Origin of the sequence: Luteibacter sp. W1I16 (assembly GCF_050434905.1) — a bacterium.
Classification (GTDB): Bacteria; Pseudomonadota; Gammaproteobacteria; order Xanthomonadales; family Rhodanobacteraceae; genus Luteibacter.
Window position 1 is genome coordinate 1365344 of the sequence record NZ_JBNDJJ010000001.1, and the last position, 16292, is coordinate 1381635.

The 16292-nt window shown below is 65.5% G+C and carries 17 protein-coding genes and 1 pseudogene; 10 read left to right on the plus strand and 8 right to left on the minus strand.

Annotation, left to right across the window (positions count from 1 at the left end):
- Positions 1-45 precede the first annotated feature (45 nt).
- On the plus strand, positions 46-495 hold the full coding sequence (locus tag QFZ41_RS06150) for a MarR family winged helix-turn-helix transcriptional regulator (RefSeq protein WP_429197938.1): 450 nt from the start codon (positions 46-48) through the stop codon (positions 493-495).
- Between the two features lie 210 nt (positions 496-705).
- Here QFZ41_RS06150 and QFZ41_RS06155 read toward each other — a convergent pair whose 3' ends face one another.
- Positions 706-2211: a peptide MFS transporter gene (locus QFZ41_RS06155; protein ID WP_429197939.1), complete on the minus strand. Its 1506-nt coding sequence runs from the start codon at positions 2209-2211 to the stop codon at positions 706-708.
- A gap of 71 nt (positions 2212-2282) precedes the next feature.
- Entirely contained in the window at positions 2283-3131 is an 849-nt protein-coding gene (locus tag QFZ41_RS06160; RefSeq protein WP_429197940.1) for a tryptophan 2,3-dioxygenase, read from the minus strand.
- Positions 3132-3359: 228 nt separating this feature from the next.
- Between QFZ41_RS06160 and pdhA the strand changes: the two genes are divergently transcribed.
- The 5 genes and pseudogenes from pdhA to QFZ41_RS06185 all read left to right on the plus strand — a co-directional run bounded on the left by pdhA (position 3360) and on the right by QFZ41_RS06185 (position 7984).
- On the plus strand, positions 3360-4439 hold the full coding sequence (gene pdhA / locus QFZ41_RS06165) for a pyruvate dehydrogenase (acetyl-transferring) E1 component subunit alpha (protein ID WP_429197941.1): 1080 nt from the start codon (positions 3360-3362) through the stop codon (positions 4437-4439).
- Between the two features lie 13 nt (positions 4440-4452).
- Positions 4453-5433, plus strand: a complete 981-nt coding sequence (locus QFZ41_RS06170; RefSeq protein WP_371024604.1) for an alpha-ketoacid dehydrogenase subunit beta — start codon at positions 4453-4455, stop codon at positions 5431-5433.
- A 13-nt stretch (positions 5434-5446) separates the two neighbouring features.
- Positions 5447-6836: pseudogene (locus QFZ41_RS06175) on the plus strand (dihydrolipoamide acetyltransferase family protein).
- A 204-nt stretch (positions 6837-7040) separates the two neighbouring features.
- A complete protein-coding gene (locus tag QFZ41_RS06180) occupies positions 7041-7505 on the plus strand; it encodes a DUF1456 family protein (RefSeq protein WP_429197942.1) in 465 nt (154 codons plus the stop codon).
- A gap of 80 nt (positions 7506-7585) precedes the next feature.
- Positions 7586-7984 (plus strand): VOC family protein, encoded by a 399-nt coding sequence (locus QFZ41_RS06185; RefSeq protein ID WP_429197943.1) that lies wholly within the window; start codon positions 7586-7588, stop codon positions 7982-7984.
- Positions 7985-8042: 58 nt separating this feature from the next.
- Here QFZ41_RS06185 and QFZ41_RS06190 read toward each other — a convergent pair whose 3' ends face one another.
- The 4 genes from QFZ41_RS06190 to QFZ41_RS06205 form a co-directional block, all read right to left on the minus strand.
- The gene (locus QFZ41_RS06190; protein WP_429197944.1) at positions 8043-8369 is read right to left on the minus strand and encodes a hypothetical protein; all 327 of its coding nucleotides are present in this window, start codon (positions 8367-8369) and stop codon (positions 8043-8045) included.
- Between the two features lie 3 nt (positions 8370-8372).
- Positions 8373-9788, minus strand: coding sequence for a tryptophan--tRNA ligase (locus tag QFZ41_RS06195; RefSeq protein ID WP_429197945.1), 1416 nt, complete (start codon positions 9786-9788; stop codon positions 8373-8375).
- Between the two features lie 285 nt (positions 9789-10073).
- On the minus strand, positions 10074-10994 hold the full coding sequence (gene rocF, locus QFZ41_RS06200) for an arginase (protein ID WP_429197946.1): 921 nt from the start codon (positions 10992-10994) through the stop codon (positions 10074-10076).
- Between the two features lie 10 nt (positions 10995-11004).
- Positions 11005-11394, minus strand: coding sequence for a rhodanese-like domain-containing protein (locus QFZ41_RS06205; protein WP_429197947.1), 390 nt, complete (start codon positions 11392-11394; stop codon positions 11005-11007).
- A gap of 97 nt (positions 11395-11491) precedes the next feature.
- Here QFZ41_RS06205 and QFZ41_RS06210 point away from each other — a divergent pair, with 97 nt between their 5' ends.
- Positions 11492-12388, plus strand: coding sequence for a LysR substrate-binding domain-containing protein (locus QFZ41_RS06210; RefSeq protein ID WP_429197948.1), 897 nt, complete (start codon positions 11492-11494; stop codon positions 12386-12388).
- On the opposite strand, the gene QFZ41_RS06215 is transcribed toward QFZ41_RS06210, so the two are convergent.
- Complete coding sequence (locus QFZ41_RS06215) at positions 12385-13749, minus strand: serine hydrolase domain-containing protein (RefSeq protein ID WP_429197949.1); 1365 nt, start codon at positions 13747-13749, stop codon at positions 12385-12387. The two genes, QFZ41_RS06210 and QFZ41_RS06215, sit on opposite strands and share 4 nt — an antisense overlap.
- Positions 13750-14064: 315 nt before the next feature.
- Here QFZ41_RS06215 and QFZ41_RS06220 point away from each other — a divergent pair, with 315 nt between their 5' ends.
- A complete protein-coding gene (locus QFZ41_RS06220; protein WP_429197950.1) occupies positions 14065-14304 on the plus strand; it encodes a hypothetical protein in 240 nt (79 codons plus the stop codon).
- Between the two features lie 165 nt (positions 14305-14469).
- A complete protein-coding gene (locus QFZ41_RS06225) occupies positions 14470-14910 on the plus strand; it encodes a helix-turn-helix domain-containing protein (protein WP_429197951.1) in 441 nt (146 codons plus the stop codon).
- A gap of 29 nt (positions 14911-14939) precedes the next feature.
- Here the strand turns inward: QFZ41_RS06225 and QFZ41_RS06230 are convergent, their stop codons facing one another.
- The gene (locus QFZ41_RS06230; protein WP_429197952.1) at positions 14940-15275 is read right to left on the minus strand and encodes a hypothetical protein; all 336 of its coding nucleotides are present in this window, start codon (positions 15273-15275) and stop codon (positions 14940-14942) included.
- A gap of 423 nt (positions 15276-15698) precedes the next feature.
- On the opposite strand from QFZ41_RS06230, the gene QFZ41_RS06235 reads away from it, so the two are divergent.
- A complete protein-coding gene (locus QFZ41_RS06235; protein ID WP_429197953.1) occupies positions 15699-16286 on the plus strand; it encodes a class I SAM-dependent methyltransferase in 588 nt (195 codons plus the stop codon).
- Positions 16287-16292 lie beyond the last annotated feature (6 nt).

The window sequence follows — 16292 nt, forward strand, 5'->3', positions numbered from 1 at the left end:
CACTTTATAGTTTCACTTGTAACCATTTGCAAGGACCAGCGCAGCATGACATTCGAGACCGTCCCCGCACATGCCCCTTTGGAGCTAGAGCATTTCCTGCCTTATCGGCTTTCGATCCTTTCGAACACGGTGAGCCAGTCGATCGCTGCGGAATACCAGGACCGATTCGAACTCAGCATGACGGAATGGCGCGTGATGGCGGTCCTGGGGCGCTTCGCGGAACTGTCGGCTCGCGAGGTCGCCGAGCGCACGGCGATGGACAAGGTGGCGGTGAGCCGGGCGGTGGCGCGGCTGGTAGAGGCCGGCCGGGTGGACCGCGGCACGCATGACGGCGACAAGCGCCGCTCGGTGTTGAAACTGTCCGAGGCTGGCTGGGCCATCCACGACGAGGTGGCGCCGATGGCGAGGGCGCACGAACGGGAGTTGCTGGCGAAGCTCGACGAGGAAGAGCGGGCTCAGCTCAACCGGATACTGGACAAGTTGCTGGCGCCCTGAGGCGCGTTATCGCCGCTGAAGCGGCTCCCACAGGGTGTGGGACTCCTGGGACCGCGTCTGCCAGGGGCAGGCTATCGCCGACAGGGTCGGCTCCCACCGGCTAGCCAAAAGTCCGGCGACCTGGTGGGAGCCGCTTCAGCGGCGATGCGGCAGGGTCGGCTCCCACCCAGCCTCCGGGGCCCGGTGGGAGCCGACCCTGTCGGCGATGCTTCACTTCACCCCGTGCATCAGCCGGTTGATCAGGGGCGCGATCAGGAACAGCACGATGCCAGCCCCGATCAGCAGTTCGAAACTGAAGCTGAAACCGGACAACGCCGAGCTCACGGTCATGCCAGTCTCGCCGCTGATGTGCCCGGCCAACAGACCGGACAGGTTGTTGCCGATCGCGGTGGAGAGGAACCAGCCGCCCATCGCCAGCCCGACCACCCGGATCGGCGCCAGCTTGGTCACCATCGACAGGCCGATGGGCGAAAGGCAAAGCTCGCCGATCGTCTGCAGCACGTAACACGCCGCCAGCGGCCAGAACGGGATCAGGCCGTTGCCGCCGACCAGGCTCGTCAGCGCGTACATGAGCACGAGGAAGCCCAGCGCGTTGAAGATGAGGCCGAGGCCGAACTTGCGCGGGATCGACGGTTCCTTGCGAAGGCGCGCCGACCAGCCCCAGGCGAGCGCGACGATCGGCGCGAAGATCAGGATGGCCGCCGAGTTCACCGACTGGAACCATCCCGTGGGGAATTCCCAGCCGAACATCTGCCGGTCGACGATGTTCTGCGCGAGGAAGTTGAACGAACTGCCCGCCTGCTCGAAGAACATCCAGAACAGCACGTTGAAGGTAAACAGCAACAGCATCGCGATCACACGATGAATCTGGATGCGGTCGTGGCGCACCGCCTCGATCACCAGCATCACCGCCACGCCGATGAAGAGGATGCCGAGCAACCACGCGATGAAGATCGCGCCCGCCTTGGCCATCAGCAGGTAGACGAGCGGAATGGCGACGAGGATGCCGACGATCACCGCGACCAGGTTCTTCCCTTCGTGGCGCTCCGGCGGCGGCACGCCCACGCCCTTGAGTTGGTGCTTGCCGACGAGGAACCAGATGAAACAGATCACCATGCCCACGCCGGTGGCGGCGAACACGGCCTTGTAGTTGTCCTGCAGCGGCGTATCCGTCATCACTGACGCGAGCCAGCCCGTGACCAGCGGCGCGAGGAAACCGCCGAGGTTGATACCCATGTAGAAGATGGTGAATCCGCGATCGCGGCGGTCGTCGCCGACCGGATAGATCTGCCCTACCAGCGAGGAAATGTTCGGCTTGAACAGGCCATTGCCCACGATCACCGTGGCCAGGCCCGCAAGAAACACCTGCTGGTTCGGCACCATCACCATGAACAGGCCGGTCCCCATCACCGCCGCGCCCACGAGAATGGAACGCTGGTAACCCAGGATGCGGTCCGCCACCCAGCCACCGAAGATCGCCGAGGCGTAGACCAGCGCCAGATAGGCGCCATAGGTCCGGCTGGCATAGCCCTGTCCCGCCTGATCACCGTGGAAGAACTCGGCGACGATGTACAGCGTGAGGGCCCAGCGCATGCCGTAAAAGGCGAAACGCTCCCAGAATTCGGTCATGAACAGCATCCACAGGGGACGCGGATGACCCAGGGTCTGCGGGTAGTCGGGCACGGGCCGGGCGGCGGCTGGGGCGGTCGGTGTCATGGCTTTCCCTGTGGAAGATTCGTGCAGGGTGTTTAGCTGGACCGGCCGCATGCGTCAAATCCGCCGGCTTTTCAGGTCCCCAGGATCGTGCGCACTTCGATCAATTCCGGGAAGAAACTCTGCTCCAGGGCCTTGCGCAGGAAGGCTACGCCGGAGGATCCGCCGGTGCCGGGGCGGAAGCCGATGATGCGTTCCACGGTCTTCATGTGCCGGAACCGCCAGAGCTGGAACGACTCCTCGATATCCACCAGTTCCTCGCTGAGATGGTACTCAGGCCAGTGGTTGGCGGTGTCTTCGTAGATCCGCTTGAACACGGGCAACAGGGCGGGCTGGCTTCGCCAGGGCTGGGTCAGGTCGCGCTGGAGCAATTCCACCGGCACCGGGTGGCCGCGGCGCGCGAGGTAGCGCAGGAACTCGTCGTAAAGGCCGGGCGCCTCGAAGACCGTGCGCAGGCGTTCGTGCGCCACGGGATCGTGCTCGAACACACGCAGCATGTCGGCGTGCTTGTTGCCGAGCAGGAACTCCACCATGCGGTATTGCAGCGACTGAAAGCCCGACGAAGGGCCGAGCACGTCGCGGAACTGCAGGTACTCCGCCGGTGTCAGTGTCTCCAGCACCCCCCACTGTTCGTAGAGCTGGCGTTGAATCTGCTTGACCCTCGCAAGGATCTTCAGCGTGCCGTCCACGTCGTCGGCGCGCAGGCGCTCGAGCGAGGCGTCCAGTTCGTGGATCATCAGCTTCAGCCACAGCTCCGAGGTCTGGTGCTGCACGATGAACAGCATCTCGTCGTGATGCGCCGGCTGGCTGCGCGGATGCTGGGCGGTGAGCACCTGGTCGAGCTTCAGGTACTCGGCATAGGTGAGGCTCCCGTCGAGATCGGTGCGGATTCCGGGTTCGAGGTCGCGCCTGGGATTGGCCATGGGGACGAATTCACAATGAGGGGTTGACAGCCGCCAAACCCGCGCCATGACGCCATCCGTGGCCTCTGGCGGGGAAATCCATGCTGCGCCGTGCCTTGCCGCGCCATAATACCCCTGATATCTAGTCCGGCTCGCAAGAACCCAAAAGCCGTGTCGCGCCCCGCTGGATGGGCCTGGCCGCTTCCCCACTCGTGCGTGTCGTTTCTAACCTTCCCCTGGGAGCGAGTCGTGTCCATCGCCGCCAAGTTCGAAATCGAATACCTGCAATACCTTGACCAGGACGGCAAGGAAACCGGTAAGGAACTCCCCGCGTTCACCAAGGATCTCGACCATATGGTCGAGCTCTACAAGCTCATGGTCTCCACCCGCGTGTTCGACGCCAAGTCGATCGCGTTGCAGCGTACCGGCAAGCTGGGCACCTATGCCTCCTGCCTGGGCCATGAGGCCGCGCACGTCGGCATCGGCAGCGCGATGCGCCGCGAAGACTCCCTGGCGGTGTCTTATCGCGAGTACGGCGCCCAGCTGTACCGCGGCGTGAAGCCGCGCGAGGTCTACACCTACTGGGGTGGCGACGAGCGCGGCAACGACTACGCCGACGCCCCCGCGCACGACTTCGCGTGGTGCGTGCCCATCGGCACGCAGTGCCTGCACGCCGCCGGCTCGGCGCTCGCCTTCAAGATCCGCAAGGAACCGCGGGTCGCCGTCTGCACCATCGGTGACGGTGGCTCGTCCAAGGGCGACTTCTACGGCGCCATCAACGTCGCCGGCGCGCAGCAGCTGCCGCTCGTGGCCGTGATCGTGAACAACCAGTGGGCGATCTCGGTGCCCCGCCGCATCCAGACCGGCGCCGGCACGCTCGCGCAGAAGGGCATCGCCGCCGGCCTGCCCTGCATCCAGGTGGACGGCAACGACATCATCGCCGTGCGCGCCGCCATGGAGATCGCGCTGGAGCGCGCCCGCTCCGGCCAGGGCGCCTCGGTGATCGAAGCGGTCACCTACCGCCTGGGCGATCACACCACGGCCGACGATGCCCGCCGCTACCGCGGCGAGCAGGAAGTGAAGGACGCCTGGGAACGCGATCCCGTGCCGCGCCTGCGCAAGTGGCTCGAAGGCAAGGGCAAGTGGGACGACGCGAAGGAAGAAGCCTGGAAGGCCGAGTGCGACGACTGGATGGACAACGAAGTGAACGCGTACCTGGAAACGAAGAACCAGCCGGCGACGGCGATGTTCGACTACCTGTACGCCGAGCTCCCGGCCGACCTCGAAGCACAGCGCGAGCTCGTCGCTTCCCTCGATCGCAAGTCGTAAGGAATTCCGTCCCATGGCACAAATCACTCTTATTGAAGCGGTGACCCAGGCGCTCGCCTATGAGATGCGCAACGACGACAGCGTCGTGGTGCTCGGCGAGGACGTCGGCGTCAACGGTGGCGTGTTCCGCGCCACGCAGGGCCTGCAGGAACAGTTCGGCGAGATGCGCGTCATCGACACGCCGCTGGACGAAGGCACCATCGCCGGCCTCACCGTCGGCCTGGCCGCGCAGGGCATGAAGCCGGTGGCCGAAGCGCAGTTCGAAGGCTTCATCTACCCGATGATGGAACACATCGCCTGCCACGCCGCGCGCATGCGCAACCGTACCCGTGGCCGCATGACCGTCCCTGCCGTATGGCGCGCCCCCTGGGGTGGCGGCATTCGCGCGCCGGAGCATCATTCGGAAGCGAACGAGCATCTGTTCACGAACATCCCCGGCCTGCGCGTGGTGATGCCGTCCTCGCCGGCACGTGCCTATGGCCTGCTGCTCGCCGCCATCCGCGATCCGGACCCGGTGATCTTCTTCGAGCCCAAGCGCATCTACCGCCAGTACAAGGAAGAAGTGCCCGACGACGGCGAAGCCCTGCCGCTCGACGTCTGCTTCGTGCTGCGCGACGGTACCGACGTGACCCTGGTGACCTGGGGTGCGCAGGTGAAGGAATGCCTCGAGGCCGCCGATGAGCTGGCCCAGAAGGGCATCAGCGCCGAGGTGATCGACGTCGCCACGCTCACGCCGCTCGACTTCGACACCATCGCCGAATCGGTGACCAAGACCGGCCGCTGCGTGATCGTGCACGAGGCACCGAAAACCGCCGGCTTCGGCGCGGAGATCGCCGCCCGCCTCGCCGAGGAATGCCTCTACAGCCTGCTCGCACCGGTGGAACGCGTCACCGGTTTCGATACCCACATCCCGCTGTTCCGCCTGGAAATGAAGTACCTGCCCAGCGTGGAACGCATCGTCGAAGCCGCCCAGCGCACGCTGGCCGCCTCCTGAGGAACCGATAGAAATGGCCGATATCAAGACCTTTTTCCTGCCGGACCTCGGCGAAGGCCTTCCCGACGCGACCGTCGTGGAATGGCACGTCAAGGAAGGCGACACGATCAAGCTCGACGCCCCGCTGGTGTCGATGGAAACCGCCAAGGCCGTCGTCGACGTGCCTTCGCCTTATTCCGGCACCGTGAAGAAGCTGCACGGCGCACCGGGCGACATCATCGAGACCGGGCGCCTCGCTGGCCGACTTCGAGATCGACCCGAACGCGCGCCAGCGTGCAGAAGCCGAATCCACCGGCCATCACCACGGCCCGAAGAAGGGCGTGGGCAGCCCCGCCCCCGACGGCGCCTCCAAGGTGGTCGCTTCCGATGACGGCGGCGAGATCGACTCGGGCGACGGCAAGGCCGACCGCGAAGACGAAGGCACCGTCGTCGGCGCCATGGTCAGCGGCAACGCCGTGCACACCGAGCAGGTGAGCAGCGCCGGTGGCGTGAAGGCCGTGCCGGCCGTGCGTGCCGCCGCGAAGAAGCTGAAAGTCGACCTGACCCGCGTGCAGCCCACGGGCGCCGGCGGCGTGATCACCATGGGCGACGTGAAGAACGCCGCCGCCAACGGCAGCGCCGCCCTGGGTGCCGCACCGGCCCGCCCGGCCGCCGCCCAGCATCTCGCGCCCACCCTCCCCGAGCCCGGCCCGGCGCCGCAGCAGCGCACCGCCGTGTCGCTCGCCGGCAAGGCCGTCCGCACCGCGCCCCCCGGCAAGGAAGCGATGGGCCAGCCGGAGCAGCTGAAGGGCGTCCGCCGCAACATGGCGCGCGTGATGGCGGAGGCGCACGCCAACGTCGTCCCGACCACCATCGTCGACGATGCCGACCTCCACGCCTGGATCGGCAAGCAGGACATCACGGCGCGCCTCATCCGCGCGATCGTGGTGGCGTGCAAGACCGTGCCCGCGCTCAATGCCTGGTTCGACGGCAAGAACCTCAGCCGCACCCTGCATCCGCACGTGGACATCGGCATCGCCGTGGACACCGAGGACGGCCTGTTCGTGCCCGCGCTGCGTAATGCCGACGTACTCGACGGCGCCGGTATCCGTGCCGCGATCAAGCGCCTGCGCAGTTCGGTGGAAGACCGCAGCATCCCGGCTTCGGAGTTGTCCGGCTACACCATCAGCCTGTCGAACTTCGGCATGTTCGCCGGCCGCTACGCCACCCCGGTGGTCGTGCCGCCGACGGTAGCGATCGTCGGCGCCGGCAAGCTCAGCCATGACGTGGTCGCGGTGATGGGTGGCATCGAGGTACACCGCCGCATGCCGCTGTCGCTCACCTTCGACCACCGCGCCGCCACGGGCGGGGAAGCCGCCCGCTTCCTGAAAGCCATGATCGACGACCTGGGGCTGCCCAACTAAGCCGGTCGCCCGGCCAAAGCCTGATGGGAACAGCTCGGTGGGAGCGGACCCTGTCCGCGATTCGGGAGTATCGCTCCGCGGGAATCGCGGACAGGGTCCGCTCCCACCGAAGCCGCTGCCCCAAACCGTTCCTGCCAGCCCATGCTCTTGTGTGGGAGCCGCTTCAGCGGCGATAGCGGCTACCGCGATGGTACCCTTGGCACCATGCTCAACAACGACACCCTCCGCAGCATCCGCTACATGCTCGATCTCGGCGACGTCCACGTCGTCGAGGTCATGAAGCTCAGCGGATTTCCCGCCACCCGTGAACAGGTCGAACCCTGGCTGCGCAAGGAAGACGAGCCCGGCTTCGTTGAGATGCCCGATACCGCGCTGGCGCACTTTCTCGATGGCCTCATCATCCATCGCCGCGGGCGTGACGAGAGTCAACCGCCTCGCCCCGTCGAGAACCGCGTCAACAACAACGTGGTGCTGAAGAAGCTGCGCGTCGCCTTCGAACTCAAGGAAGACGACATCCTCTCCATCATGACCGACGCCGGATTCCGCGTGTCCCGGGGCGAGATCAACGCCCTCTTCCGCCAGCCGAAGCACACCAACTTCCGCCTTTGCGGCGACCAGTTCCTGCGTAACTTCCTCAAAGGCCTGACGGCGCGCTTGCGCGGCCCGTAAGCGTCGCCTCGACACCGGGCTCACGTCATGTCGGTGTCTCCGGTGATAGCGTCGGCCTCCCATCCCGTGGAGGCCCGACCATGCATCACAGCAGGCTTTGCACCCTGGTCCTCGACTGCCACGACGGCGACCTTGTCGCCGCCTCCGAATTCTGGAGCCGCGCACTCGGCAAGCCGATCGAGACCACCGACGACGACGGCGACGGCAAGTACGCGGTGCTCAAGATGGAAAAGGACGAACTGCGCATCCTGTTGCAACGCGTGGACCATCACAGCCACGTGCACCTGGACATCGAAACGGACGACCTCGAGGCCGAAGCCCGGCGGCTGGAAGCCCTGGGTGCGAAACGGATCGGCTTCGTGAAGCGCTGGTGGGTGATGGAAGCCCCGACAGGACACCGTTTCTGCATCGTCCCGAGACAAGGCGACGACTTCGGCCCTCACCTCAATCAATGGGACCGTCCCTCGTCTGGGGAATAGCAGTTCGCTGGGAGCCCGCAGCCCGCAGTCCGGTGGGAGCCGACCCTGTCGGCGATCCCTACGAAGCGCGCCTCTTCCAGACCACCTGGCGAATAACCAGCGCGACCACCAGCACAGCCACGAACGCCCCATACCCCCACAGCGCCGGCACCACCTGCTGCCAGATCGCCCCGCTCTTGGGCCCGAACTGATCCGCCGCCGGAAGCTCGACGGCATCGAACGCCAGCACGGCCGCCTGGATCGCCGCGACGGTCGCCGCCACCAGCGCCAGCACGTCGAAACCGCGCCGCGTCATGTTCGTCAGCAGCGACTTCGGATAGGCCCAATACGCCCAGCCAAGCACGACCAGCCATGGGGCGAGCAACATGATGGCGAGGTAGCGCATGCGTCAGGTCCCTTGCCGGGCGGCGTCCGCCTTGGCAGCCGCCTCTTCGGCGGTCGCGGCGGCCAGCACGTCCAGTGCCGTCCGTAGACGCAGCACGCCGGCGGCACGCGCTACCTCGTCAGGGTACGACGCGCCATTGGCCACGACCTTGCCCTCGATGAGCAGCGCGACGTGGTCGCCTTGCGATTCGATGGCGGCGTGCGCACCCCCCATCATGGAGAGCGTCTGGCGCAATGTTCCCGCCGCCTTGGGATCGGAGAACGGCACCGACAGCAACAGCTCTTCACCATCCGCGCCGAACAGGCGGAAACGGAAGCTCCCCTCGGTATCGCGGAAACTGGCGAAGCGAGGCGGCTTCGATTTCTGCTCCACCGGCGCGCTTGCCGGTTCCTCGGGCGTCTTCAGCCTGTGCCGGGCGCTGCGCAGGCCGACGGCATCGCGCAGCGTCTCGAGCAGCGGCCCGGCGATCGCACGTGCCTTGGCGGCCCCGGCAAGAAGGATGTCTTCCATGTCGTCCGGACGGGCCATCAGCGCGTCGTACCGCGCACGCATCGGTGCCACCTCGGCCTCGATCCGCTCGAACAGCACCTGCTTCGCCTCTCCCCAGCCGATGCCGCTATGCAATGCATCGGCGAACGCCGTCGTTTCCGAGGGAGAAGCGAATGCCTGGAAGATAGTGAAGAGCGCGGAATCCTCGGTGTCCTTCGGTTCGCCCGGCGCGCGCGAATCGGTGACGATCTTCATGATCGCCTCGCGCAGGCCCTTGGGGCCGCCCTCGAACAAGGGAATCGTGTTGTCGTAGCTCTTGGACATCTTGCGCCCGTCGAGGCCGGGCAACGTCGCCACCTGCTCCTCGATCAGCGCCTCGGGCATCACGAAGAACTCGCGCCCGTAGGTGTGGTTGAAGCGCTGGGCGATATCGCGCGCCATCTCGATATGCTGGATCTGGTCGCGGCCCACCGGCACCTTGTTCGCGTTGAAGGCGAGGATATCGGCCGCCATCAGCACCGGATACATGTAGAGGCCCGCGGTGACGCCGGCATCCGCGTCTTCCTGGGTTTCGATGTTGCGGTCCACGGCCGCCTTGTAGGCGTGCGCGCGGTTGAGCAGGCCCTTGGATGTCACGCAGGTGAGCAGCCACATGAGCTCGGGCACTTCGGGAATGTCCGACTGCCGGTAGAACGTGGCGACGTTCGGGTCCAGCCCTGCGGCCAGGAACGTTGCGGTGATCTTCAGCCGCGAGGCCTCGACGCGATCCGGATCGTCGCTCTTGATCAGGGCGTGGTAGTCGGCCATGAAGTAGAACGCGTCGACTTCGGGATCGCGGCTGGCCAGGACGGCGGGCCGGATGGCACCGACGTAGTTGCCGAGGTGCGGCGTGCCCGTGGTGGTGATGCCGGTAAGGACGCGGGTATGCATGGGGGGACCTGGGAGCCTGGACGGACGGTAACCGTTCGAGTGTAGCCCGCGTGACGGTTCCGGGGCGACCTGGCCGTGCGGCAGGTTGCCGCGCTGCGCGCGGATCGCCGACAGGGTCGGCTCCCACCCCTTCCGCTGGAGTCTGGCTGACAGGATCGGCTCCCACCTATTCCGCTGGTGGCCGGGCCCCGAGGGGGCTCTGGTGGGAGCCGACCCTGTCGGCGATACGAGCCGCCTCAGGCCATCAAGCCCCTCGATCCACCAACCCCGGAGCTTCGCAACACATCAACGCATCAACGTCGACTTCCCGAACAACGACTCCACCAGGTCCACCGCCAGCTTCGCCGTCTGGTTCCGCTTGTCGAACGCCGGGTTCAACTCCACGATGTCCAGCGAGCCGACCCGGCCGGTGTCCGCGATCATCTCCATGCACAGCTGGGCCTCGCGATAATTGGGCCCGCCCCGCACCGTCGTGCCCACACCCGGCGCGATCGACGGATCCAGGAAATCCACGTCGAAACTGATGTGCAGGTGCGTGTCTTCGTCCACGCCGGACAGCGCCTCTTCCATCGCCGCCTTGATGCCGATCTCGTCGATGTAGCGCATGTCGTAGATGTCGATCCCGACCTCGTGCACGAAGCGCTTCTCGCCCTCGTCCACGGAGCGGATGCCGATCTGACGGAACACGTCGGGCGTGGTCGCCGGCACCGTGCCGCCGATATGGGTGAGCGCGTCGGGGCCGTAACCGCACAGGCACGCCACCGGCATGCCGTGGATGTTGCCGGACGGGGTGATCTGGCTCGTGTTGAAGTCCGCATGCGCGTCGAGCCACAACACCCGGAGCTTCTTGCCGTTCTCGCGGCAATGCCGCGACACGGCGGAGATCGAGCCGATGGCGAGGCAGTGGTCGCCGCCGAGCATCACAGGCAGGTGACCCGCGTTCAACTCGGCGTAGATGGCCTCATGCACCGCTGTGTTCCAGGCGACAACGGCCTCGAGGTGACGATAGCCCTCCGTGGGCGGCAGCCAGGGGTTGAGCGGGCCGGAAAGGTTGCCGCGATCCACGACGTGCATGCCGCGCTTCGCGAGCCGCTCGCCGAGGCGGGCGACACGCAGGGCTTCCGGTCCCATGGAACTGCCACGGTGACCGGCACCGATGTCGGTGGGGACGCCGATCAAGGCGACCGAACGGGTGGTTGGACTCATGACGGGGGACTCAGGGTGAGGGATGTTCTTGGACGAGCGGCCGTCCTTCGGCACGCCAGGCATCGGCACTGCCCTCGAGCAGTTGCACGTGGGAGTATCCCAGCGCCTGGAGGGTGTCGCGGGCGCGGGCGGCGCGCTTGCCAGTCTTGCAATAGACGATGAGCTCGCGGTCGTGCGGGATGCCCAGCACGCCGTAGCGCGCGGCGACCTCGTCGACGGGCACGTTCAGTGCGCCAGCCAGGTGCCCTTCGCGGTATTCCGCGGGCGTGCGCACATCGAGAAGCAGCGGTGTCTCGTGCGCCGCCATCCGTGCGGCGAGCGCATCCCGGGACAGGTCTTGCGCCCAACTGGCGGCGGGAAGCAGCAAAACGGCAAGCAACGACACGCGGAAGCTGATCATTCCGCAAGTTTACACCGGACCTTGCAACAGCCACGTTGCAGCGCGTCAGGATGAAAAAAAGGGCACCATAGGCGCATACCTCGAGCGAAGCGCCGCGATGATTCGACTGGACGATGTGCAGATCTTCGTGCATACCGCCGATGCCGGCAGCTTTTCGGCAGCCGCCCGCCTGCTCGACAGCACGCCGGCCATGGCCAGCAACGCCGTGCAGCGACTGGAGCGCGAACTCGGCACGCGGCTGTTCGTGCGCTCGACCCGCAGCATGCGCCTGTCCGACGACGGCGAGCGCTACCTGCCCCACGCGCGGGCGATGCTCCAGTCCCTCGCCGGGGGCGCCCAGGCACTGGCCGAAGCCCGGGGAGACATCGCCGGGCCGCTTCGCCTCTCCGTGCCGTCCGACCTGGGCCGCAACGTGTTGTTGCCGTGGCTGGACGCCTTCCAGGCCAATCATCCCAACGTGTCGTTGCAGTTGCGGATCAGTGACCGCTCCGCCGATCTCCACCGTCACCCGATCGATGCGGCCATTCGCTACGGGACGCTGGACGATTCGGGACTGGTCGCACAGTCGCTGGCACCCGACAATCGCCGCGTACTGTGCGCTTCGCCGGACTACATCGCGCGCCACGGCGCACCGAAGCAACCCGACGACCTGCGTGAGCACAATTGCCTCTGCTTCGTCTGGGGTGAGCAGATTCACGACCGTTGGACCTTCGAACTGCCACGAGGCGCGCATACGGTGAAGGTTTCCGGAAACCGTATCAGCGACGACGCCGAGGTCACCCGCCGGTGGGGCCTCGCCGGCCACGGCATCGTCTACAAGTCGCACATCGACGTGGTCGCCGATCTCGCCGCCGGCCGGCTCGTCGACCTCATGCCCGGCATCGGCCAGCGCTCCCCACTGAACCTCGTGAGCGCACACCGTTCGCAACTCACTCCGGCGGTGCAACGGCTGAGGGACTTCCTGCGCGTGCGGCTGGGCGAGTTGCTCGGCTAGTCCTGAGTCTTCCGCGCCACGCGCGACCCCACGCGCAAGCTCCCATCTTCGTCCACCGTCACGGCAAAGCCCGTCTCCGGTGCGACGAATGCCAGGGCGGACGTCGGCACCAAGCCGGCCCGTCCGATATCCGGCAGATCCAGGAACCACCGTGCCCCCTCGCGAATCAGCGACAGATCGCGGTTTCCTCGCGAGTCGGCATCGGCGAACCGGTAGTGCCCGATGTACCGGGCCATCGTCTTTTCATCGAGCGTGGCCCGTGTCGCGACCCGAGGTGCGAAGTCGGGCCAGCCGTAGGCGGCAGCGACGGCCTTGATGAACTCACCACCCAGGTAGGAGCCGTTATCACCATCGGTCAAGACGACCACGCCGTTTCCGCTCGTCAGGAACATGACGTAGCTGCTCTTGAAGCCGAGATTGCCACCGGAATGCATGAAGCGGCGGTGTTCGCCTTCGCCGCTGACGAACACTCCCAGCCCATATTTGGTCATGCCTGGCGTGAGCATGGTTCTCGCCGCGCCGGTGGGCATGAAGGAAGGCCGTCCCTCCTCCGCATCACGCACCCCGATCAGCCAGCGCGCGAGATCGTGCGGCGTGGTCCAGAGTCCCGCGGCGGCGAGTTCGGGATAGGTATTGGCACCGCCGGGTACCGGCTTGCCGTCCGCGGCATGGCCTGAGGCATGAAGTATCGATGCCGGCAACGGTTGAGCGAAGGTGCTGTCGCGCATGCCTGCCGGCATGAGCACCTCACGCCGCATGAGGTCGGTGAACGAGGCGCCTGCGCAATGGCTCATGGCGATCTGGGCCACCGTGTACCCGCCGCCCGAATAGGCATACATGCTCCCAGGCGTCGTGGCGATCACGACGGCAGGCGAATTCGCCGGTGTTTCGCCACGTACGACCTGCTCCGGCGTCGGCACCGGCTCGCCGGGCGCATAACCGTCGAAACCGTTCACCGTCGCGCCAGACGTCTGGTGAAGAAGGTTGCGCAGCGTCACGGGATGCTCCGCGCCCTGCTTTCCCGGGGGTAGGGTCAGCGGGGCCAGGCAGGCGTCCACGGGGGCATCCAGTTCGATCGTCCTGCGCGCGGCAAGGATGGCGGCGAGACTGCCGGTCACGCCTTTGCTCAACGAGGCTGCCTGGAAGCGCTCCTTCGTCGCAGGAAGGCGGATGCTCCCATCGATCCCATAAGTGGCGGACCAGACAACGCGCCCGCCTTCGATAACAGCCACCGCCATGGTCGGAACGCGATAACGCCGCATCCGCTCGAAGACGTCCCACTGCATGGCTGGTTCACCGGCCACTTCCACGCGGGGCCGGAGGCTATGTTCCACGGCCTGCCGGTGGGAGTCGTCGCGCACTTCGTTCCCTGCACAACCTATGAGCGTTCCGAGCAGCGCGATGCTTGCCGTTGCCTTGAGCCCTGTCGATGCAAATCCCACGTTTCCTTCCCCTTCGCCATGAGGTGCGCACGAGCGGGATAGATGCCCGCGAGGATGGGAAGGTTTAGCCCGGCGAAGGCGGTCGATATCGCATCAGCGATGTCCGCATTGTCCGCGTTTTTGTGTCCGCGGACGTTCCGAGGAGACCACGCGAGGTGGCCAGCCGCCACCGCGCGGCGCCTTCGGGCTTGGCACACCCATTGCTGTCCTCCATGCATCGCAAGGACCTGCCGCGTGATCACTCCCTCGGACCTCAGACAAGGAATCCACCCTTTCACCCGCCTGCCCTGGCGGGTGCAGATGTTCGTCGTGTTCTATCTCCGGGCCAACGGCTATGCCTGCACGGAAGAAGAACGCGAGCTGGCCGCGGCGCTGCTCGAACAGCGCATCACCCATGGCCCGGTGGACCACCGTGCACTGTCGATCGTGCTCGATCGGCAATTCCCCCGCGAGCGCGAGGGCGGGGCCTCATAGCTGCAGTGTTCCACCCGACATGCGGATGCGACGAATTCCACCGCCAGCGGAGAGCTTCGCCCGCACCGGCTGTTGCCTATAAATTTTATAGTACGTAGACTCAGTCGACGCGCAGGACGATGCAGCCGAAGGCAATCATCATCACGGCATTTTGGGTGAAATGACATGTACCACTACCTGGAGTCGGGGCTGCCGAATATCTGGCTCAAGAATGGCTATGTTGAACAACAGTCTCCCTATGGCAAGACTATCGCCATCGACGATTTGCTTGGTCTGCACCGAACGATCGCTCTGGCGCTCGTCGAGAAGCCCCGGAAACTCAATGGAGCAGAAATCCGCTTCTTGCGCACGGAAATGGAACTGTCGCAATCAGCGCTTGCTGGCTTCATCGGCGTGTCCGCACAGTCGATTGCGCTGTGGGAGAAAGATAAAAGTGGAATTACAGGACCAGCGGAAAAATTGATACGGTTAATCGTCAAAGGACACTTCAACGGTAACGCCACGATCCGTCGCGCGATCGACGTGCTCAACGGGCTCGACGCGGCCGACCACCAGTCTCGATTGATATTCCAGGAACATGGAAGGAAGTGGTCGCACGCTGCTTGAAGCGAGCGGTTCAACCGCTCTGAAGTTGGCTAAGCGGTATGTCGTGTGACCGCATTCGATACGGACGTGTCCTCGACAGGCAGGCGCCTGAAAGTCAGGACGTGCATGGTGTAATTCCGGCAACTGACCTCGCGGCCCCACCACAACGTTCTCTCGAAACAAAACACCGCCACGACCGTCAGCCACGGCGCGATAGTCCAGCCTGTCGAGAACGCGATGGCCGCGACGATCGTCATGCCCACGAAGGCCGTATACGCCACCTGATGCAGGAAGACGTCTCGTTCCTGCTCCCTTCTCAGGTGGCCGTAGATCTCGCTCGCCGATCCATAGAAGGTGGTGAGGTCTGTGTGTGCGAGGCTTTTCATGTCCTGGTCCCCCGGTACGACTGGCTCGGTCGAGCATTCCCGGGGACGGACTTTGAGGGGGAATAGTCACCCATGCAACTACCCCTGCCGGCATGGTGCAATGCGGCGATGACCTCGGCGGATGGGGGGCGACAAGGTGAAGGTAGGCTGTAGGCGATCTCCTACAGACAGTTAGGCCCTCTCGGCGCAAAATACGCGCGAACTGACTGGACACCTGCCATGCGCCTCATTTGCCTGCTTAGTCTCGCCTGCGCCGCCCTCTCTGGTTGTGCCAGCACCCAGCCGCACTGGAGGACCGATGAAGGCTCTGTCGGCCCCGTCACGCCGACCGCACAATGCTCGTCCAGCGGAGGGAACGCCGGTCCGTGCGTTGCAACTATCGCTGTGAACGCAGTCATTCATAGCGTCCAGAAATAGCCCGGCATGAACGTCGACCGTTCCGAAGGCTGGGATGCCGTCGCCGAGCAGTTCATGGCCGTCCGCTCCGGCGTAGGCGCGGCGCTCGTACGATCCTGGGCGCGAGATCATCTACCGCCGTCGAGTTCGATCGTCGATGTCGGTTGCGGCTCGGGAACGCCGATCGCGCAAGCGCTCATCGAGGACGGCTTCACCGTCTTCGGAATCGACGCCTCGCCGATTCTGATCGCCGCGTTCCGGCGCCTGGTTCCTGAAACGCAAACCGCCTGCGAGGCTGCGCAGGACAGCGCGTTCTTTCACCGGACCTTTGCCGGGGCCGTTTCCATCGGTTTGCTGTTTCTTCTCTCCGCGGACGACCAGCAGAAGGTTCTTCGCGGGGTCGCGAACGCGCTGATACCAGGCGGACGATTTCTCTTCAGCGCACCGCGCGAAGCCTGCGAGTGGCGGGATAGGCAGACGGGCCGGCCGTCACGCTCGCTTGGTCAGCAAGCGTACGAACGGCATCTGGAAGCAACGGGATTACGCCTGATTGGCTGTCGCCTCGACGAGGGCGAAAACAATTACTTCGAAGCCATCAAGCCGTCCGTGGGCTAGATTTTG